The 21,106-nt window shown below is 36.7% G+C and carries 15 protein-coding genes; 10 read left to right on the top strand and 5 right to left on the bottom strand.

The window, feature by feature from the left end:
- Window positions 1-107: 107 nt before the first annotated feature.
- The 5 genes from recN to P2086_RS03860 all read left to right on the top strand — a co-directional run bounded on the left by recN (window position 108) and on the right by P2086_RS03860 (window position 6,700).
- A complete protein-coding gene (gene recN, locus P2086_RS03880) occupies window positions 108-1,781 on the top strand; it encodes a DNA repair protein RecN (RefSeq protein ID WP_317899120.1) in 1,674 nt (557 codons plus the stop codon).
- Complete coding sequence (locus P2086_RS03875; protein WP_317899119.1) at window positions 1,781-3,724, top strand: LTA synthase family protein; 1,944 nt, start codon at window positions 1,781-1,783, stop codon at window positions 3,722-3,724. Before recN ends, P2086_RS03875 begins: the two co-directional genes overlap by 1 nt.
- Before the next feature lie 75 nt (window positions 3,725-3,799).
- A complete protein-coding gene (locus tag P2086_RS03870) occupies window positions 3,800-4,612 on the top strand; it encodes an enoyl-ACP reductase FabI (RefSeq protein ID WP_317899118.1) in 813 nt (270 codons plus the stop codon).
- 94 nt (window positions 4,613-4,706) lie between these two features.
- Window positions 4,707-5,297 (top strand): DUF420 domain-containing protein, encoded by a 591-nt coding sequence (locus P2086_RS03865; protein ID WP_317899117.1) that lies wholly within the window; start codon window positions 4,707-4,709, stop codon window positions 5,295-5,297.
- A gap of 20 nt (window positions 5,298-5,317) precedes the next feature.
- On the top strand, window positions 5,318-6,700 hold the full coding sequence (locus P2086_RS03860; protein WP_317899116.1) for a c-type cytochrome: 1,383 nt from the start codon (window positions 5,318-5,320) through the stop codon (window positions 6,698-6,700).
- Between the two features lie 67 nt (window positions 6,701-6,767).
- On the opposite strand, the gene P2086_RS03855 is transcribed toward P2086_RS03860, so the two are convergent.
- Window positions 6,768-7,142, bottom strand: coding sequence for an endonuclease domain-containing protein (locus P2086_RS03855; protein WP_317899115.1), 375 nt, complete (start codon window positions 7,140-7,142; stop codon window positions 6,768-6,770).
- A gap of 86 nt (window positions 7,143-7,228) precedes the next feature.
- Window positions 7,229-9,715, bottom strand: coding sequence for an ATP-dependent helicase HrpB (gene hrpB, locus P2086_RS03850; RefSeq protein WP_317899114.1), 2,487 nt, complete (start codon window positions 9,713-9,715; stop codon window positions 7,229-7,231).
- A 233-nt stretch (window positions 9,716-9,948) separates the two neighbouring features.
- On the opposite strand from hrpB, the gene lepA reads away from it, so the two are divergent.
- Window positions 9,949-11,739 carry a translation elongation factor 4 gene (lepA, locus tag P2086_RS03845; protein WP_317899113.1) on the top strand — a complete coding sequence of 597 codons (1,791 nt, stop codon included), beginning with the start codon at window positions 9,949-9,951 and terminating at the stop codon, window positions 11,737-11,739.
- 35 nt (window positions 11,740-11,774) lie between these two features.
- Here the strand turns inward: lepA and P2086_RS03840 are convergent, their stop codons facing one another.
- The 3 genes from P2086_RS03840 to P2086_RS03830 all read right to left on the bottom strand — a co-directional run bounded on the left by P2086_RS03840 (window position 11,775) and on the right by P2086_RS03830 (window position 15,370).
- Complete coding sequence (locus P2086_RS03840; RefSeq protein ID WP_317899112.1) at window positions 11,775-12,866, bottom strand: hypothetical protein; 1,092 nt, start codon at window positions 12,864-12,866, stop codon at window positions 11,775-11,777.
- Window positions 12,867-13,189: 323 nt separating this feature from the next.
- A complete protein-coding gene (locus P2086_RS03835) occupies window positions 13,190-14,137 on the bottom strand; it encodes a glycoside hydrolase family 16 protein (RefSeq protein ID WP_317899111.1) in 948 nt (315 codons plus the stop codon).
- A gap of 3 nt (window positions 14,138-14,140) precedes the next feature.
- A complete protein-coding gene (locus tag P2086_RS03830) occupies window positions 14,141-15,370 on the bottom strand; it encodes a glycoside hydrolase family 16 protein (RefSeq protein ID WP_317899110.1) in 1,230 nt (409 codons plus the stop codon).
- Between P2086_RS03830 and P2086_RS03825 the strand changes: the two genes are divergently transcribed.
- The 4 genes from P2086_RS03825 (at window position 15,317) to P2086_RS03810 (ending at window position 20,930) form a co-directional block, all read left to right on the top strand.
- The gene (locus tag P2086_RS03825; RefSeq protein ID WP_317899109.1) at window positions 15,317-16,756 is read left to right on the top strand and encodes an ArnT family glycosyltransferase; all 1,440 of its coding nucleotides are present in this window, start codon (window positions 15,317-15,319) and stop codon (window positions 16,754-16,756) included. The genes P2086_RS03830 and P2086_RS03825 overlap by 54 nt on opposite strands.
- 210 nt (window positions 16,757-16,966) lie before the next feature.
- Complete coding sequence (locus P2086_RS03820) at window positions 16,967-18,700, top strand: toxin-antitoxin system YwqK family antitoxin (protein WP_317899108.1); 1,734 nt, start codon at window positions 16,967-16,969, stop codon at window positions 18,698-18,700.
- 34 nt (window positions 18,701-18,734) lie between these two features.
- Complete coding sequence (locus P2086_RS03815) at window positions 18,735-19,604, top strand: hypothetical protein (RefSeq protein WP_317899107.1); 870 nt, start codon at window positions 18,735-18,737, stop codon at window positions 19,602-19,604.
- Window positions 19,605-19,664: 60 nt separating this feature from the next.
- Window positions 19,665-20,930: an asparagine synthetase B gene (locus tag P2086_RS03810; protein ID WP_317899106.1), complete on the top strand. Its 1,266-nt coding sequence runs from the start codon at window positions 19,665-19,667 to the stop codon at window positions 20,928-20,930.
- The last annotated feature ends 176 nt before the right edge of the window (window positions 20,931-21,106 follow it).

Raw genomic sequence — 21,106 nt, 5'->3', positions numbered from 1 at the left:
ATGGTAGGTTTTTTAAGATAAGTGGCATGTTTCACTGAGGGAACGGTTGTGTTGTTGAAAAATATAAACCGCCATTTTAATAAAATGATTTTTTAAGATTGGAATTAATGCGAAATTGGCGGATGCTTAAACGGTTATACATAAGCAACTTTGCGCTTATTAATGAGATGGATGTTAGTTTTCCAGGAAACTTTACGGTAATTACTGGAGAAACTGGAGCGGGGAAATCAATTTTTTTGGAAGCTTTAGGTCTTGCGCTAGGGAAACGTGCCGAACTTGCCGCTCTTAAAAATAAAACAAAAAAATGCATCATTGAAGCAGAGTTTGAGGCCAAAGGCCTAGACCTTGTTTCTTTTTTTGAAGAAAACGATTTGGATTCTGAATCTACTATTATTCTGAGACGCGAAATAAGCATCGATGGTAAATCACGTAGTTTTTTAAACGATTCAGTTGTTAGTCTAAACGCCTTAAAAATGCTTTCAGAAAAATTAATCGATATACACTCACAACATCAAACGCTTTTATTAAACCAAGGAAGTTTTCAGTTAGAAGTGCTGGATGCTTTTGCTGGGAGTTTAGGAGTGTTTAAAGAATACAAATTAGAGTTCGCTAAGTTTAATAAATTAAATAATAATTTAAAACAGTTGCAAGAGCAGGAAACACAAGCGCGCAAAGAATTGGATTATTTTCAGTTTTTATTTGAAGAATTAGAGCAGGCGGAGATTAAACCCGGACAACTGAAAGAGTTGGAAGAAGAAAGCAACACTCTCGAAAATACTGAAACAATAAAAAGTAATTTGTTAAACGCATCAAATACAATTAACGGAGGAGAAATAAATTTATTAAGCTCTTTAAATCAAGTAAAACTTTCTATTCAGGGGATTTCTAAATACGGTAAGAGCTATGAAGCCTTTTTTGAGAGAATTAATTCTGCCTACATAGAACTGAAAGATTTGGCGGGCGAACTAGAGGATGCTGAGTCCGAGGTAAATTTTGATAATGTAAAATTAGAAGAAATTAATACGAAAATGGATAAGCTAAATCGTTTGCTCAAAAAGCACGCGGTTAAAACAGAAGACGAATTATTAAAAATTAAAACGGATATAGAAGAAAAACTAAGTCGTTTTGGTTCTTTGGAAAGTGAGATTGAAAAAACAAAAAAAGAAATTACTAAAGCTATAGAGACTAGTGCCAGAATGGCAAAAGACTTAACAAGCCATAGAACCAAAGCAGTTGCGGGAATAGAAAAACAAGTAAAAGAAATGTTGACCGATCTATCTATGGAAAACGCCAACTTTAAAATCGAACTTATAAAACTTTCTGAGATTGGAAACAATGGATTTGATCAGGTGAGGTTTTTGTTTTCTGCCAACAAGGGTGGTAGTCTTGAGGAATTGCATAAAGTGGCGAGTGGGGGAGAGCTTTCACGTTTAATGCTAAGTTTGAAGGCCTTGCTGGCAACTAAGAAACAACTTCCAACAATTATTTTTGATGAAATTGATACAGGTGTTAGTGGTGACGTAGCAGATAAAATTGGAAATATTCTTTTAAAAATGGGAAGCGGCATGCAAGTTGTTACCATAACCCACCTTCCTCAAATGGCGAGTAAGGGAAAGCATCATTTATTCGTTTATAAAAAAGACGAAGAAGATAAAACGGTTTCTTATATCAGACAATTAAATAACGATGAGCGTGTAACAGAAATTGCAAAAATGTTAAGCACAAGCAATCCAACCCAGTCTGCACTTAAAAACGCGAAAGAGTTATTAAGTCTCAATTAATGATTAAAATAATTAAAGAGATTCCGGCATTTTTTACTTTCACACTAAAATTGATGAGCGTTTTTGCTATGTTGTTTTTTTGTACAAGAGTTTTGTTTGTTTTGTTTAATAATCCAAGCACGAATCACGAATCTGTTTCAGTTTATTTTAGTGCTTTTTTTATGGGATTAAGATTCGATTTAATTATTGCGTCTTATTTATTGTTGCTTCCGGCACTTGTTTTATTTACGATAGAGTTTTTTAAAGAGAATAAAAAAATTCTTTTGAGTATTCGTGTTTTTTTGATCCTTGTAAGTGTTCCGGCACTCTTTATCGCTTGTGCGGACATACCTTATTTTTCACAGTTTGGCAGTCATATTAATAAAAGCGTGATGGTTTGGAGTTTGTCTCCGGGGTATGCATTAAAGTTAATTTTTAGTAGCTTTTATTATTGGGGATTTTCACTAGCTTTTCTTGTTCTATTTGTTTTTTATTGGATTTTGATTCGGAAACTTTTTTTGAACTACACTAAGAATAAACTTGAGAATACAACATCATTAAAAAAGAAATTCCTTTTCTTTTTAGTACTGGCATTCATCCTGTTCGCTTTCGCACGAGGACGCTTAGCTTCTAAAAGCACCATGCATGAGGGAATGGCCATTGTAAGTCAAAATGCTTTTGTGAACCAAATTGCCTTGAATGCCAACTTTACACTTATAAAAAGTCTGGGAAGAAAAGAAACAAATAAAGAGTATTTAAAGAACATTGCCAGCGATTTGAAAATCTGTTCTGCTTTTTACAGTCTGAATTATTTTCCAAAAGAGGGCGTTTTAAATGAACCAATCGTATCGACAGCGCCCGCTGATTCAATAAACAAATTGAATGTGATTATTGTGTTGATGGAAAGTTTAAACATGTCGAAGATGGGCTATTACAATCACAAAAATTTATCGCCCTATTTAAACAGCCTTGCTAAAGAATCAGTTTTTTTTGATCGTTTTTTCTCATCTGGTATTCATACGTTTAATGGTTTATTTTCAACTACTACGGGTTTTCCCTCTATTTATACCGAACAAGGTTTAAGAGAATACACTAAACGTCCGTTTACAACCTTAACTACGCTATTAAAACCTTATGGTTACCATTCTTATTTCTGTACAACACACGACGCTGTGTTTGATAACATGGAAGGCTTTTTTAAACTCAACGGCTACGAAAATATAATAAGCGAATCGGATTTTAGTATTACGGAAAGTGTTGGAGTTACAGGCGTTCCAGATCATCTACTTTATAAAAAGTTAATAGAAAGAATAAATAAAAACGAAAAAAATAGTTCGTTTGTAGCTTGTGTGATGACGGGCACAGATCATGGTCCGTGGCATATACCAGTTGATATTGACTTTAAACCTTCGGGATCTTCGTTTCAGGAGAACGCAAGTCTATACGCAGATTGGGCCGTTCAGCAGTTTATGCTAGAAGCGAAAAAGCAAGATTGGTATCAAAACACGGTTTTTGTTTTTCTGGGTGATCACGGACAAATTATGGACGACCCATACGCCATGCCAATCACCTACCATCATACGCCTTTTATTGTTCATTGCCCTATGGTTCTTCAAGCCTCTGAGAATCATCATTTGGGGTACCAGCCTGATGTTGTGCGAACAATTTCTTCTGTGTTAAAATTAAACTACCCTAATTTTAGTTTTGGAGAAAATATATTGGAAAAAAGTCGGCCATTTGTTTTTTTTAGTGCAGATGATAAACTGGGTTTTGTTACAGATGATGATCTTTTCTTTTATCATACGTTTTCTGACGATCAAAAGAAAGTGGTACGTTATAGAGAGCTCGGTTCTGAAAATATTTATGAAGGAAATAGAAAAAGGGCAGATTCTTTATATGCGCTTACTCAAAGCCTTTATAACTCTGCCCAATATTACCTCCACAAGAATTATAAAAGCGACTAATAGTGTTTTTTAATTTAGATTCCTGTAAAATCGGTTTGCCCGATATTGTTATATTTGTAGAAATAAAATAAACTTATGGCTTATAATTTATTAAAAGGAAAACGAGGAATTATTACAGGCGCTTTGGATGAAAATTCAATTGCTTGGCAAGTTGCCTTACGCGCGCACGAAGAAGGCGCTACTTTTGTGTTAACGAATGCTCCTATTGCGATGCGAATGGGAGAAATAAACAAATTAGCCGAAAAAACGGGTTCTAAAATTATTCCTGCAGATGCAACAAGCACGGAAGAAATCGAAAAACTTTACACAGAATCTATGGCGCATTTGGGCGGGAAGTTAGATTTTGTTTTGCATTCAATCGGTATGAGCGTGAATATGCGTAAAGACATTCCTTACACAGAATTAAACTACGATTATTATCAAAAAGGAATTGACATTTCAGCACTTTCTTTCCATAAAATGTTAGCGGCAGCTTACAAGCTAGACGCGCTGAATGAGTGGGCGTCGATTGTTTCTTTAACTTACATGGGTGCACAACGTGCATTCCCTTTTTATACAGACATGTCGGACATCAAAGCCATGTTAGAAAGTATTGCTCGCAGTTTTGGGTATCATTATGGTTTAAAGAAAAAGGTGAGAATTAATACCGTTTCGCAATCTCCTACTAAAACAAAAGCAGGAACAAGCATTAAAGGCTTCATGGATTTTTACGATTTTGCCGAATTACAATCTCCTTTGGGCAATGCTAGTGCAGAAGATTGCGCAAATTACTGTGTGAGTTTGTTTAGCGATTTAACAAGAATGGTTACAATGCAGAATTTGTACCATGATGGTGGTTATTCTTCTACCGGTGTGAGTCAGGAGCAACTGAACGCGCTTAAGAAATAAATTTAGAGATTCATTTTTTAAAAAGGCAGGCGAATAACCTGTCTTTTTCTTTTTTATAAGGGCCGCAGAGTGTAAATTAGCGCAAAATTTAAAGATGGCCTTATTATCAGTTTCTAACGAAAAAGCAATTAAATTAACGACCTACATTACAACCATTGCGGTCTGCGCTCTTGTAACAGTTTTGAATCAAAAATGGATACCACATCCAGATGTTTTTCCTAGCTTCATTTATAAGTTGCCAGCTCTGAACGCCTTTCTTAACGGCACTTGTAGCGTATTGTTACTTATTTCTTTATGGGCAATTAAAAACAGAAACATACAGCTGCACAAAAAATTAAACTTAACGGCATTTGCTTTAAGCACCTTGTTTTTGCTTAGTTATGTTACGGCGCACTATTTTATTCCCGATACAAAATACGGCGATGTTGATCATGATGGAGTAATGAGTGCGGCCGAAAGCGCTGCGGTGAGTGGCATTAAACCGGTTTACGTCGTTATATTATTGACGCATATCTTTTTAGCAATTGTTGTTTTACCAATGGTTTTGCTTTCTTTCTATTATGGACTTACCGATCAACGCGAGAAACACAAAAAATTAACACGTTTCAGTTATCCTATTTGGTTGTACGTTACCGTAACGGGCGTTGTGGTATATCTGATGGTTTCACCGTATTATAATTATTAGAAATTATATCTTTGGGCTTAATGACTCGAAGTTTTTTTGTTTGTTGCTTAATTGCGTTTTGTGTTTCATGTAAAAATGAAGAACACAAAGAAATCTCCGAAGCCAATACTCAAGCTACCTGGAGCGAACACATTGCCCCCATTGTTTTTAAAAATTGTACACCTTGTCACCGCCCGGGAGAAAGCGGACCATTTAATCTTTTAAGTTATTCAGACGCCATAAAAAAAGCCAAACTCATGAAGTTTGTTACACAAACACGCTACATGCCGCCTTGGCCCGCAGATGCCAATTACACACATTTTATTGGAGAAAGAGTTTTAACGGAGAAAGAAATTAGGTTAATAAAAAACTGGGTTGAGAGCGATACTCCGCGCGGCGATAGTTTAACCGAACCAAAGGCGCTGGAGTTTTATAAAGGATCTTATTTTGGAAAACCAGACTTAGTTGTGTATGCCCAAAAATCTTTTGCAATAAAAGGAAATGGAACGGATGAGTTTTTAATCATGAAATTTCCATATGAAATAGAGAAAGACACGCTTATTGATTTTGTTGAGTTCGTGCCCGATCAACGAAAAGTCATTCATCATGTTAATGGGCATTTAATAAGCTATGATCCTGCGCGTGAATTTAATTACATGACCGGAGAGTCGATTCATACTGACACAAGGGCAAAACTGAACGATGTTTACAGCGAAATGCACATTCCGTATACAGACAAAAAACAACCAGAGTTTCCAACCTTAACGCCTAATGTTGTTTATTATTTACCGGGATTTATTCCACCAGCTTACCCTAAGGAAGTTGGTGGCTATCGTTTTAAAAAGCATGGAGCGTTTTTATTAAACAACATACATTATGGTCCGAGTAATTTGGATTTAAAAGACAGTAGTCACATAAATGTGTTCTATCGAAAAACTCCATTGCAAAGACGAATCGTTGAAACACAATTGGGAACCTTTGGTGTATCGTCGATAGAGCCAGAGTTTATTATTCCTCCAAATGAAATAAAAACATTTCATACTAGCTCAACTTTGTCTTCGCCTATCTCTGTGCTTTCGGTAAATCCGCACATGCATTTAATAGGGAAAGCGTTTTGGGCTTTTGCATTAAAGCAAAATGGAGACACGATTCCTTTAATCAGAATTAATAAATGGGATTTTAGGTGGCAGTATTATTACACGTATAAACATCCTATTAAGCTGGAGGCCGGTACCACTATTCATGTATACGGCACCTACGACAATACGAATAAGAACCCGAACAATCCTTTTCACCCACCACAAAGCATCACGCAAGGCAATGGAGTTGAAAGCATGAAAACAACGGAAGAAATGTTTCAGTTTATTTTTACTTATGTGCCCTATAAAGAGGGCGATGAGAAGATGGATTTGGAGCGGAGGTGAAAAGGAGTTTAGGCACACAGTATCCCCCTCTGGAGGGGGGTAGGGGGGAGGAAAATGCACAAGAGTGTTACCTTGGAGTTTTTAACTGCGCAATTGTTTCTGCGATAGCAGCCCTCACGCTTTTTATTGAAGTTAAAACTTCTTCATCCTTAAAGCGAATGACTTTAAAGCCGAGTTCTTCTAATTTCTGCTGTCTAATAATATCGTTTTTAATAACGTCTTCCAGCAGATGGCTGTATCCATCTACTTCAATAATTAGTTTTAGTTCTTTGCACATAAAATCTGTAATATAATTAAGAACAGGTCGCTGACGATTAAATGTGAATCCAGTTTGTTTTGCTCTTAAAGCATATTTCCACAAGCAGGCTTCTGCTTTGGTCATCTCTTTTCTGTTTTCGCTCGCAAACTTTTTGAGGTCTTTGTTGTAGTAGTTGTTATTCATTTGGGTTTTGTTTTAATTGCCTCCCCCGCCCTGCGGTCACCCCCTCAAGGAGGGGGATAAGCTGTATGCCAATTTAGTACAAATATTTATTTCTTCTGACTCCTTCCCTTAGCCACCGCAGCAGCCGTCCAAGGATCATCCGGCCAAGAGTGTTTTGGGTAACGCCGTTGCAATTCTTTTTTTACTTCAAAATATAAATTGTTCCAAAAACTTTTTAAATCTGCGGTCACTTGAACGGGTTTGTAACCGGGTGATAAAAGATGCAGCACTATTTTTGTTTTGCCATTATTTAAAACAGGGGTATCGCTTAAACCAAAAACTTCTTGCAAACGCACCGACAATACAGGTGTTGCGCCATTTGGAAAATACTGAATGTTTATCTTAGAACCACTTGGCACTTCTATTTTAGAAGGCGCTAATACATTTAATGCCTGTTGTTTTTCCCAATCTAAGGAATGATATAAAGCTTCGCTGAGGTCTAATTTTTTTAGGCCCTCTGGTTTTTTAATGTCTTTAAGATAAGGACCTAACCAAAGTTCATTTGTGTTAAGTAATTCTTCTGTGGTTACATTCGGCCAATTTTCTTCTTCGTTCCATTTCGCTAAACTTGAAATTCTATTTTGAAGTTGGATCATTTTTTCGTCAAAGGACAAAAGATTTTCTCCTTCTATTTTAATGGCGTTTGAAATGGCTTCCATTAAGTGTTCTGCGCTCGGAGAGGGTAAAGGCTTAGATTGCAAAACAATGCTTCCAATTTTTAATTCTTTAGTAGCAATGAGTCCTCCTTTACGCGTGTCCCAAGTGATCACGTCTTGTTCTTTCACCAATGATTTTAAATCTTTCGGATTAAGAGGTGCTGCTAAAAATATTTTTCCAAGGCCTTCTCGTAAGTCCATGTGAGCCACAGCCAACCAGGGTTCATGAGCCAGATCGTCTTTGTGACCAATCATTGCGTATTTACCGTTTGCTAATTGAAACTGTGCGTTGTTACCTGGACGTGCAAAAGCGATGCGTTCCGGGTAGGCGTATGCTAAAAGAAGACCCGTTTCAAAAACAGCTACAGGTCCATTACTTAAAGAGATGTCCAGCATCTTGCGGTAAGATGCTGCAACTTTTTCGATGCGTCCAAATTTATGTCCGCTACTGTTGTTGCTGCGGGAACGACGAAGCGCTTCAATGCGTAAATTAATATCTGTTCCTGATTCTCTTGGAAGAGGATCGCGTTCTTCTAACACTGCAGCAATGTCAGTAGCTAATTGTTTATCACTTAAGTCTTCTGCAAGGAGCAACATGTGCGCAATACGCGGGTGACAAGCCAAACGGTGAATTTGTTTTCCATGAGCAGTTATTTTGTTATTTTCAATTGCATCGAGTTGTTCGAGTGTATCGGTTGCTTGTTTTAGGGCCGACTTAGGCGGAACCGTTAACCAAGCCAATTGATTAATGTCTGAAACGCCCCATTGTGCCATGTCCAGCACCAAAGAAGCAAGATCAGCTTCCATAATTTCAGGCACGCGATGTTCTGTTAGCCTTTCGTGGGTTGCTTTTGTCCACATTCGGTAACAAACACCTGCGCTTAAACGTCCGGCGCGACCAGCTCGCTGATCTGCAGAATCTTTTGAAATGCGAATAGTTTCTAAACGCGATAAACCAGATTTGGAATCAAACTTTGAAGTCCTTCCAAAACCAGAATCTACAACGATTTTGATTCCCTCAATAGTTAAAGAGGTTTCGGCAATAGAAGTCGCTAATACTACTTTTCTTTTCCCAAACTTATTAGGCATAATTGCGAGGAACTGTTCTTGTTGAGGTAACTGTCCGTATAGTGGATGAATTAACACGCCACTTAATTGATTTTTAAGTAGCTCTTCTGTTTTTCTGATTTCGCCTTCTCCTGGAAGAAAAACTAAAACATCCCCTTCGTGCTCGCTGATTGCCTTTGCCACAGTTCTCGCTGTTAATTCTGGAAGAAGTTTCTCATCAGCATCGTTTGTATAAATAATTTCTACCGGATATTGTTTTCCCTCACTAACTACCACGGGTGCTTTTAAAAGAGCTGTGAGTTGCGGCATGTTAAGCGTTGCCGACATTACCATGATGCGTAAATCAGGACGTAAAACTTGTTGTGCCTCTCTGCACAAAGCCATAGCTACATCGGCGTGCAAGCTTCTTTCGTGGAACTCATCAAAAATGACGAGCGCCACATTTTCAAGTGCGTTATCTTGATGCAACATACGAGTGAGAATGCCTTCCGTAACAACTTCAATCACGGTTTTCGGACCAACTTTATTATCGAAACGAATGCGGTAGCCAATAGTTTGTCCAAGCTCTTCACCTAATAGTGAAGCCATGCGCGCGGCAATGGTTCTAGCCGCCAGCCTGCGAGGTTCCAGCATAATTATTTTTTTGCCTTGCAGCCAAATCTCCTCCAACAAAGCCAATGGCAGTAAAGTGCTTTTACCAGCGCCCGGTGGAGCATTTACAATTAAGGTGTTTTGTTGAGATAATTGATCGCGTACCTGAGAAATAATATCAGTAACAGGGAGATCTATTTTATAAGGATCGAAAGACAAAAGTGTTTATTGAATATTAATTTAGAAAAGAGCAAAAATAACATCAAAATCCGTAATATTCACTAGTTCAACCGCTTTCATTACCAGCAATTTAGTATATTTGTGCCCCCTAATGAAAAACCACTAAGGCTCCCGATAGCTATCGGAAAAGTTCACGAAAGAACACTAAGAAAAACTTAGTGAACCTCCGCGCTCTCTGTGCCTCCGTGGTAAAAACAGGAGAAAAAACAGAAATGAAGAACATACGCAACTTTTGTATTATTGCACATATCGATCACGGTAAAAGTACCCTTGCCGATCGTCTACTCGAATATACTGGCGCCGTTAATAAGCGCGACATGCAGGCGCAAGTGCTAGATGACATGGATCTTGAAAAAGAACGCGGCATCACCATTAAGAGCCACGCCATTCAAATGGATTACACCTACAAAGGCGAAAAATACGTTCTCAATTTAATTGACACTCCTGGTCACGTTGATTTTAGTTACGAGGTTTCCCGTTCTATTGCTGCCTGTGAAGGCGCTTTGTTAATTGTAGATGCCGCACAAGGTATTCAAGCGCAAACTATTTCTAATTTGTATTTAGCGCTCGAACATGACTTAACAATCATTCCTATTTTAAATAAAATGGATTTGCCAAGCGCAGAGCCAGAAATGGTAACCGATCAAATTGTTGATTTAATTGGTTGCGAACGCGAAGAAGTTATTCCTGCTAGTGGAAAAACAGGCATGGGCATCGAAGAAATTTTAGCCGCCATTATTGAACGCATTCACTGTCCGGTTGGCGACCCCAACGCACCCTTACAAGCCTTAATTTTTGACAGTGTATTTAATTCGTTTAGAGGAATTATTGCGTATTTTAAAATCATTAACGGTACTATTAAAAAAGGCGAAAAGGTAAAATTTGTAAATACGGGAGCTTTTTATAACGCAGATGAGGTGGGCGTTTTAAAATTAAAACCAGAGCCGCGTCCGCAGTTAAGTACTGGAGACGTAGGTTATATTATTTCAGGAATAAAAAGTGCGAAAGAAGTAAAAGTAGGGGACACAATTACGCATTTTGATCGTCCTTGCCTTGAAGGTATTCATGGATTTGAAGAGGTTAAACCCATGGTATTTGCTGGAATTTATCCGGTAGATACGGAAGATTTTGAAGAGCTACGTTACAGTATGGAGAAACTCCAATTGAACGACGCGTCCTTAACTTGGGAACCAGAATCTTCTTTAGCTCTTGGTTTTGGCTTCCGTTGCGGATTCTTAGGAATGTTGCACATGGAAATTGTACAAGAACGTTTAGAGCGTGAGTTTAACATGACGGTAATTACAACGGTTCCCAACGTGTCGTACCTTGCTTACAAAACAAATGGAGAAGTTGTTACTGTAAATAACCCAAGTGATTTACCTGATCCAGGACGTATTGAACGTATAGAAGAACCATACATCAAAGCAAACATTATTACTAAATCTGAATTTATTGGTCCGGTAATGAGTTTGTGTATAGAAAAACGCGGACAAATTGTAACACAAAATTACCTAACAGCAGACCGCGTAGAGTTAGTGTTTGAAATGCCTTTAGGTGAAGTGGTATTTGATTTCTTCGATCGTTTAAAATCTATTTCAAAAGGCTACGCTTCTTTCGATTACCACCCAACGGGCATGCGCAATTCTGATTTAGTGAAATTAGATATTCTTTTAAAAAGCGAACCAGTGGATGCTTTGTCGTGTTTAATACACAGAAGTAATGCATATGTGTTCGGCAAAAAAATCTGTGAAAAATTAAAGGAGTTAATTCCTAAACAACAATTTGAAATTCCAATTCAAGCAGCTATTGGCGCTAAAATTATTTCTCGTGAAACTATAAGCGCTATTCGAAAAGACGTAACTGCAAAATGTTATGGTGGCGATATTAGCCGTAAACGTAAATTACTCGAAAAACAAAAAGAAGGTAAAAAACGAATGAAACAGGTTGGTAACGTTGAAATTCCGCAAAGTGCCTTTATGGCCGTGTTGAAGTTAAATGATTAACCAATGTCTTTCACCTTCTAATTTGTTTTCATTAATTAATGTTTTCTGTAATTGAAACCTATCAATAGTGAAAGCTTAAATCCGGTATCATAAGTTTTAGATTCATAGTTACCAGTTGTAGGATTGAAAACATCCTTCTTTTTACTAATTGAGGGAACGAAAGCTAAATTAATGGGAAAGTTTACTTTCCCCGATTTTATTGACATTCCGGCTGCAATCACAACTCCAAGACTAGATGACGATGTGTTCTGACTCACGTATAGCGCTAGAGTGGGGCCCAAGCCAAACTCAATTCCATTTTTTGTTCTTAAACCTATTAAGCCCGAAATAGAAGGAATGATCGTACCCATATCCATTCCGCCGATCATCGGAACAACCTCTAACATGCCCGAAAGACCCTCTTTGGTCGTAAACATGCGTGTTTCAAACTGCCATCCGAATTGGGTATAAGTTGTTCGGTTACCATCGTAATTTAAAACATCACTGAAAGCACCAGGTCCTATTGTCGTTAATCCAATCCTTGGCCCGCCGTAGCGTCTTCTTTCTTCGTAAACAAAATCGTCATCTGTATCATCTGTTGAAGTGTTAGTAGTAGTGCTAGATAAGTTAACTTTTTTAATGACACCTCTATATCTATATTCCAATACATTTTCAAGTGGAATCGTATTTACTGGATCAGCACCCCTCCTAAAGATCTGATAACGTATTCTGGAATTATCTGCCATTTTAATCGCACAATAAATTCCCTTTCCGTTTTTTGTAATAATAACATCTGTGTTTAAAGGACTAACGTCGCTTGGTAGTTTATTAAAAAGTGGATTAACGATGTCAACTGCAGGCTCTTCATCTGCATCAAAAGTGTCAACTGAACCATTTGCGTAAGTGATTTTTGAAATTTCTGATTTTGCCAAGGAGTATGTCGGGCCATTTGGGTTCTTTAGCTTCTTGTACTTTATTTCTTTCGTATCTACAAGTGAAATTTTAGCAACAAGAACCGATTCGTTATTAAAGAAAATGGTATCCTGAGCAGAAGCCTCATTAAATAGGAATAAAAGCAAGAAACTCAGTAAGGACAGAAAGCGAGTCTCCATACCGTTTGATAAATTTGGTTGTGATAATTTTTTCATGATTTCTTTTTTTAAAATTCTGCAACGAAATTAGGATGGAGGAGAAGCGGAAAGAAATTGAATGTCGCAGAAGAAAATCAAGATTAATTAAAACAAGCTTATTTTTATAGGACAGAGCATTTGTGATTAACAAAAACCCGTAAAAAGCAAAAACCCGTAAAGGATATTTATTAAAACTGCAAAAATTTAGGATGTAATTATTATTTATTGCAAATAATAAAAAAGATTGTTAATGTTAATTGTTTTCAAGAGAATGATATTGAATAAATCTATCTCAAATGCATCATATAAGTGTGGTTGAGGTGAAACGATTAAGGCTGAGTTTAGGGTACAAGCCGGTAAAACTTTATATAATCAATTTCAAAGTTGTTCGGAAACGGAGTGTCTTTATCTGGAGCCTTATCTTTTGACTGTACAATATTATCAACGATTATACTCATCGCATTCATGGGGAAAGCACGGTTTAAAATATACTCGCAGCCCATTTGGAGGCCGTTGCATTCAACTATTTGTCCTAGCATAGTATAGAAAAGAGTACTTCTTCTTTTTAAAACTCCATCCACATACCATTCAAGTTTTTGAGGTGTCCAAATTAGAGTGAATACATGAAAGTCTTTAGAATAATCTATACCCGTGTAACTATTGGGGCAGTCTTCTATAGTACCATTATTGTCAAGGTCTGTGCGCGAATTCATTCTCTGAACTTTTGATAATTTGTTTTCATCATATTGGCCAAATAATTTGTATTCATTTTCAAATTCAAAAATATCTATTTCGTTACTTGGTGGAGCTCCATATGTCCAAAAGGAAGAACCAACACCTTTTGCTCTTGGTAGTTTACATGACATTTCAAATTTTCCGTGGCTGAATTTTTCTTTTGAATCAATCTCGCCTGCGGAAAAGAAAAAATCTTCACATTTATGCAGTAAAGCGTTTTTCTCCCAAATATCATAGCACTGATTGATGAATGTGTCTCTTTTCGTTATTAGTTTCAGTGTTCCATTGCTTACTTCAATATTTTTAGGCGAGTACCATTGTTGTGCATTTGTATGTTCGATGTCTCTTGCTACACCATAAATAATTTTCCATTTCGAAGAATCGAGAGCGCTTCCATCAAAATTATCTTCAAAGTCTAAAATGAATTTTTCTTCAGGACAAAGGGCATCGCTAATAAGCACAACTTTTTTTCCATCGCAAACCTGAGAACGCAAAGCGCCGATGGATAAAAAGAATAAAAAACAATATAAAATGAGACGGCGTCCTATAAACATTTTTTATTTGAGTTGATATTTATACACCGTACCCTCGTAGTTTATTTCTAAATAGACTTTCTCTGTAGACTCTTCGAAAGCTTTGTCATAATAAGAATTGGAATATACAGTTGGCTCAAATAATATTTTACCAGTTTCGGATATTAATTTGAAAGTAAAACTTTCGATTTTTTTATTGTAACCTAATAAATGCATGCTATAACCATTCACTTTGTGGGGGAGCACACTAAGGGTAATAATTTCTTCTATTTTCGTTTTTGCTTTTCGTTTAAATTTTATTCTTTCATTTTTAGGTTCAATCTGTTCACTTTGTTTTTCATCAACTATTGTGAAATCTCGGGTTAAATTTTTTTGTATACTCTCGGCGCTATCTTTACTCCAAACCCGAATATAGTCAACGATAAAGTCAGTCGGGAAGATGGTTTTATCACTCACTCCTGGCGCGAAAGCACCGCCCTTATGGGCCTTGCCGTTTCCAGTTGTAAGGTCTAAATCAACGTCGATTTTCCCAGAAAAATAAGCAACTAAATTTCCATTAAGAAAGTATTTTACATAATTCGGCTGCCATTCTCCCGAAACAACATTAAAACCATTATGAAAATCACCATTGGTTTTTATCCAGTGCCCAAATGACTTACGATAATTGAAGAGTCCTTGAATATAATTGTTACAGCCATCAGGACAGTGTATGTCTACATGAATTTGATTATTTATTTCGCCCTTTAACTCCATAAAATCTATTTCGTTTGCATTTTCTCCATATAACCAAAAAGCTGGCCAGAGCCCGACATTGCTGGGGTTTTTAAAACGAACTTCAAAATAACCGTATTTGTATTTTTTTCGAGACCATATAAGTCCACCTGTATAACTCAACGCATAATTCCCTAAACTGTCAGGATATTTTCCAAGGCGTTTAAATGTTGCGCTATCATGTTCCCAAATAAACAACTTGGTTTGTGTTTTTTCTTTTTGCACTCGAAATCTCGCGAAACCGCTATCAACGATTACATTATTTTCAGAATAAAATATGTCTTCAGATATTAACGATCTTGACCAAGGAAATCTTGTCTGCCACTTTAATTCATCTATCTTTTTATCGTTAAACTCATCCCCATCGCTATAATTCCATTTTATACATGTATCTTTATTAATCTGAAACAAGAACTGTCCGTTAACTGTATGGCACAGCAAATAAAAAACGTAACAAGACGAATATTTAATAAAGTTTTTCATGGGGATAAATATAATCTTTATCTTTTTTTAATATTAGGCATTTCGCTGGTACTTAGAATTTATCTCGCCTCAGATAGTTTTTTACACGAATGGGACGAACGGTACCATGCGTTGGTTGCAAAAAATTTATTAAACCACCCGCTTGAACCAACATTGTATGAGAACCCTGTTCTACCATATAATTATCAAGACTGGAGCGCAAATCATATTTGGTTACACAAGCAACCATTTCCTTTATGGCTTATAGCTTTATGCCTAAAGATTTTTGGTGTTAGTGAGTTCTCGGTTAGAATTCCATCAATAGTATTATCAACAATTTCTGTTTTTATAACATTTTTATTAGGAACTAAATTGTTTAATAAAAAAACGGGAGTTCTCGCCGCATGGTTCCACGCAACCAACGGACTAATAATAGAAATGGCTGCTGGACGTGTTGCCACAGATCATTATGACAGCTTCTTCTTAGTGCTAATTGAGGCGGGGATATATTTTGCATTTATTTTTTATGAAAACAGTAAGATCCGGCTGTTAATAGTTTCGGCGATTTGTATTTCTGCGGCGGTTCTCACCAAGTCACTCCCCGCTTTAATCATATATCCAGTTTGGATACTGTACATTTTTAATAAAGAATCTGTTAAGCTAAACATTCGTTATTTGCTTACACATTTTTTGATTGTTTTGGTTTTGGCTGGATCTTGGCAGTTGTATATTATGTCAAAATTTCCAAAAGAGGCTTTTTGGGAATACTATCACCAAGTAATGCATATGCGTGAAACTCTTGATGATCAGGGCGGCGGTTGTTTTTATTTTTTCAAAAAATTATTCGTCAGCTATAATGAATTATTTTTTCTGGTTCTTGGATTTACGATTTACAATATAATAATGAGAAAAGAAAGGTTACCCGCATACACCAGCTTATTGGTATGGGTATTAATTCCTGTATTGTTTTTTTCCTTTGCTGAAACAAAAATGCAAGGGTACATTCTTTTTGTTGCACCAGCAATGTTTATTTTAACTGCCGATCTTTTTTACAAAATTGATAAGGGTTATGGTCGTCCATGGAAAAAAAACATGTCGAAGTTTATTCAAATCTGTCTCATCGCATTACCGCTTAGATATACAACCGAGCGCATAAAACTTTTTGAACCATATGAAAGGCATAAAGAATGGGTAAGGGAATTAAAAAATGAGAGGATTCTGCTTAGTGGCAGTGATGTTGTCTTATTTAGCTATCCTCATCCAATTGAGGCCATGTTTTATACAAGTATTACAGCTTATAGTGATCTTCCCGAAGCCAATGTGTTGAAAGAGCTAAAACAAAGAGGCTACAAGGTGCTAATATACTCTCCAGCAGAGAATATTCGGTTTAAAAGTTTTGGCTATTAAAAGTTATGTCAACAATCAGATGGTAGAATTTGGCCCAGTTGTTTCAGACTTTTTTGATATCGCGCTAGCCGTTGCAAATTATTTTGAAAAAGTAAAACTTGTTTCTAAATGTGTTGACATAACATTAACCCCACCCTTTTCAACGTAAAAATTGTTCACAAAACCTGTAACCAAAAGCCTAATTATACATTATGCTGTGTAATTTAGCCTATGCGTTTTTTAACTTCTATTTTATTTTTTACTCTTAGTTTTTCTTTAGCAGCTCAATTAAAAAAAGACTATTACGACCCTCAACAAACCCAACTAAAATCAGAAACAGATTATTATAAGGGCATGCCCCATGGCCCTCTCATAGAGTATTATAAAACAGGTAAGGTGAGCCGCAAGGGCTTCTATTACTACGGAAAAGAAGATAGTGTTTGGACTGTATACTACGACAACGGAACCAAAAAAGCCATTGAAAATTATAGCAGAGGAAAAAAGTGGGGAACCAATCGCTATTTCTTTAAGTCTGGAAAACTTGCACAAATAACAAAATATGAAAACGATTTAGCAGATAGTACCTGGACCTCCTATTTCGAAAATGGAAAAATAAAAAGTCGTGAAACCTTTGATTTAGGGCGAAAAGAAGGCGACTGGACATATTTTTATGAGGACGGAAAACCAGAAAGTAAAGGAACTTTTGAGAAAGATAAACGCAATGGCAAGGCCGAATCTTATTTTAAATCCGGAAAACTGGCGGTAAAACAAAATTTCTGCAACGGTCAGCCTTGTGGGCGCTGGGAAGACTACTATGAAAACGGCAAGAATAAATCGGTAAAAGAATACAGAGACACCGTGCTTTATCTTTTAGATTTATGGGATAACACAGGCAGAAAATTAATTAGCAATGGTACCGGAACGCTTACCGCCACTTATGAAAACGGCTTAATACGCGCTATGGGTGCCTACAAAGAGGGTTTACAGGACGGTGTTTGGCGTTTTTTTCACAGCAACGGAGAATTAGATTACGAAGCAACGTATGAAATTGGAATGTTGAATGGCTATTACTCTTCATATTATCGTAATCATAAAATTAAAAGCGAGGGAAATTTTACTAACAACAAGAAAGATGGCCTTTGGAAATTTTATCGCGAGGAAGGAGGGCTTGAGATGGAAGGAACTTTGCGTGACAATATCCGCGAAGAAAAATGGACCTACTATTATTCTAATAACAAAGTTGAAAGCGAAGGAAATTATTTAACTGATAAACAAAATGGCACCTGGAATTATTTTTATAAAACAGGCGAAAAATGGAGACAAGGAGATTACGATAATGGTATAAAAACGGGAACCTGGACAACCTGGTGGGAAAATGGAAACAAACTACAAGAAGGCCCTTATGTAAATGGCAAAGAAGAAGGGCTCTGGACAAGCTGGTGGGAGAATGGAACTAAAAAGGATGAAGGTACAATTAAAGGTAACACACTTATCGAACACTGGGAAGGTTGGTATACAAACGCTAAACCCAATTATGTGGGCAATTACAATGAAAAAGGAAATAGAAGCGGTGAGTGGAGTTATTTTTATGAAAACGGAAAACCGCGCGAATTAAGTAACTACGTAAATGGTGTAAAGCATGGAACCTATATTCAATGGTATGAAAAAGGGGATTTCGTTGATTCAAAAGGAGAATATAAAAAGGGGCACCAGAGTGGTGAGTGGACGTATTATTTTGAAACGGGAGGCGTAAGTCGCGTTCAAAATTTTAAGGATGGGAAATTAAATGGTAAAAGCACAAGCTATTATTCTAATTCAAACATACAAAGTGTGTGCAATTACAAAATAATTAATGACCGTAGAAAAGGTAAAGTGCAAAGTGTAGCCGACGGAGAGTGGATTTTTTACGACAAAAATGGAAAAGAGATAAACCGCGTGAATTATGAGGACGGAGTCCGTAAGTAAGTAAATTATTTTAGTATATTTGTTTGAATATATCATGCAAAAACTTATCCATAAAGCTCTAATTTTATTTTCGTTCCTCTTTATTTTTTCTTGCGGAGGCCAAAAGTCTGAAGAACTTGTTTCTGAAGAAGAGTATTCAAAGCCGGAGCTTCAAGAAAGTAAATTCAACGCACAAAATGTGTTTAATACTTTGCCTGAAAGGAAGTTGGTGATGAAGTTGATTGATGAGAACAGAATAGAGTATAATCCTGACCTTTTAAATGATCCAACACTCTCAAATAAATACATTGTGGAGTTGGCAAAAGCAGCCAATTTAGGAATATATGGTGCCGATTTAAGCATTGCCAGTTCTTTTGATCAAACTCAGGAAAGCATGGTTTTTTTAAAATGTGTAAATATACTTGCTGGATATTTAGGTGTTAACAGCGCTTTCGATCAACGTATGTTTGAAAGAATTGATGCTAATGACAACAACAAAGATTCCGTAATTGAAATCGTGACGGGCGCTTTTAAAAAAGTGGATGAGATATTAAAATCTAATAAACGCCCTGCTACTTCAGCAATAATACTATCTGGCTGCTGGATTGAAGGCTTGTATGTTTCCTGCCAGTTAGCACAAGAAAATGGAACTGAGAGTATTATTAAAGCTATTGTAAAACAAAAAGAGTCTCTACGAAATCTTATTGTAATGATGGAAGGCGTTACATTAGAAGAAAACGCTAAATTTATTTTAAGTGATCTTCAGGAACTTTATAAAATTTATAATGTCGCTGAAACCACAACCACCTACGATAAGAGGGCAATAGAAGGCATTACAAAAAAAATATCCGAACTCAGAAATAAGATGACCAATGCTTCAGAGGAAGTTACTACTCCAAGCAATGGACTATCAAAATCCTTTTAACTTTTTTTCTAAAGCAAGAAATTGGGCTTAGTGCAATTATTCTTACCTTAGATTGGTAACATGAAAAAAATCCTTTTTCTTTTTTTCTTTTTTTTCTTTGCAATAAAAAGCTTCGGTTCTTATTTGCTTATTCCAATGGATGATGCACAAAAAAATCATCTGAAGGCATATGGTTTGGCCTATTGGGCTTTAAAGGGAGAGTTGGAAATACACTGGCTTTTAAATTACAGAGGCGGAAGTTTTATGATTCCAAATGTGAAGGCGGTTGCAAATGAATGCGTGATCAGAGGTATTAGTTATGAAACGGTGTCTGATGCACAAGGAAATTCTATTTTAGCAGACATTGCTAACCCAGAAGTAAATCAAGATGCAGTAAAATTAGAAAAAGCACCGCGTATTGCGGTTTACTCTCCAAAAGGCAAACAACCTTGGGATGACGCGGTAACACTGGTGTTGAAATATGCCGAAATTCCTTACGATGTTTTATATGACGAAGAAATTTTTCTTGAAAAATTAAAAGATTACGATTGGTTGCATTTGCATCACGAAGATTTTACCGGACAATACGGTAAGTTTTACAGCGGGTTTCGTAACGCTGCCTGGTACCAGGCTGAGGTGAAAGAAAACGAAGCCATGGCAAAAAAACTAGGCTTCACCAAAGTGTCTTTAATGAAGCTGCATACCGCTAAACGCATAAAAGATTTTGTATTTAATGGCGGTTTTTTATTTGCCATGTGCAGTGCTACTGACAGTTATGACATTGCGCTTGCGGCCGAAGGGATTGATATCTGTGAAAGTGTTTTTGATCACGATCCTGCGGATAAAAACGCAACGGCTATGTTGGATTTTAGCAAAGGTTTTGCGTTTGAAGACTATAAGTTAAGCATGAATCCGATGGAATACGAATATTCCACCATCGATACTTATGGCACTAGGAATCAATATGGGCCAACGGAAAAAACAGATATTTTTACGCTCTTTGAGTTTTCAGCAAAATGGGATCCTGTACCAACGATGCTTTGTCAAAATCATACCTCAACGATTAAAGGATTTTGGGGACAAACGGCGGCTTTCGATAAAAAGTATATTAAGAAAAATGTTTTGATCATGGGTGAAACAAAAGCCTATGGTGAAGCCCGCTACATTCATGGCGATTTTGGTAAAGGCACCTGGACGTTTTACAGTGGACATGATCCAGAAGACTATCAGCACAGGGTTGAAGAACCACCAACAGACCTTTCACTGCATCCAAATTCTCCCGGCTACAGACTTATTTTAAACAATATTTTGTTTCCTGCTGCTAAAAAGAAAAAGCAAAAAACTTAAGCGCTGAACTCGTTGCTATTTTAACCACATAGGCACATAGAGTTACATAGGATTAGCAAAACACAAACAAGACACAATATTGTATAAATTTTAAGCCACGCTTCAATTTCGATAGCAATCGGAACTATGTTTACTTATTAAAGTAACGCCTATAACCTACTCTATGTGCCTATGTG

Source organism: Aurantibacillus circumpalustris, assembly GCF_029625215.1.
Lineage (GTDB): Bacteria > Bacteroidota > Bacteroidia > B-17B0 > Aurantibacillaceae > Aurantibacillus > Aurantibacillus circumpalustris.
Note: the sequence above shows the minus strand (reverse complement) of the source record. Positions and strands in the feature narration are given on the sequence as shown.

Coding starts and splice junctions, on each gene's coding strand:
- P2086_RS03830 (WP_317899110.1), bottom strand. CDS start 15,370: ATGAAAAACTTTATTAAATATTCGTCTTGTTACGTTTTTTATTTGCTG.
- P2086_RS03835 (WP_317899111.1), bottom strand. CDS start 14,137: ATGTTTATAGGACGCCGTCTCATTTTATATTGTTTTTTATTCTTTTTA.
- P2086_RS03860 (WP_317899116.1), top strand. CDS start 5,318: ATGACTCGAAGTTTTTTTGTTTGTTGCTTAATTGCGTTTTGTGTTTCA.
- P2086_RS03875 (WP_317899119.1), top strand. CDS start 1,781: ATGATTAAAATAATTAAAGAGATTCCGGCATTTTTTACTTTCACACTA.
- P2086_RS03820 (WP_317899108.1), top strand. CDS start 16,967: ATGCGTTTTTTAACTTCTATTTTATTTTTTACTCTTAGTTTTTCTTTA.
- P2086_RS03815 (WP_317899107.1), top strand. CDS start 18,735: ATGCAAAAACTTATCCATAAAGCTCTAATTTTATTTTCGTTCCTCTTT.
- P2086_RS03870 (WP_317899118.1), top strand. CDS start 3,800: ATGGCTTATAATTTATTAAAAGGAAAACGAGGAATTATTACAGGCGCT.
- P2086_RS03855 (WP_317899115.1), bottom strand. CDS start 7,142: ATGAATAACAACTACTACAACAAAGACCTCAAAAAGTTTGCGAGCGAA.
- lepA (WP_317899113.1), top strand. CDS start 9,949: ATGAAGAACATACGCAACTTTTGTATTATTGCACATATCGATCACGGT.
- P2086_RS03840 (WP_317899112.1), bottom strand. CDS start 12,866: ATGAAAAAATTATCACAACCAAATTTATCAAACGGTATGGAGACTCGC.
- recN (WP_317899120.1), top strand. CDS start 108: ATGCGAAATTGGCGGATGCTTAAACGGTTATACATAAGCAACTTTGCG.
- P2086_RS03865 (WP_317899117.1), top strand. CDS start 4,707: ATGGCCTTATTATCAGTTTCTAACGAAAAAGCAATTAAATTAACGACC.
- P2086_RS03810 (WP_317899106.1), top strand. CDS start 19,665: ATGAAAAAAATCCTTTTTCTTTTTTTCTTTTTTTTCTTTGCAATAAAA.
- P2086_RS03825 (WP_317899109.1), top strand. CDS start 15,317: ATGGCACAGCAAATAAAAAACGTAACAAGACGAATATTTAATAAAGTT.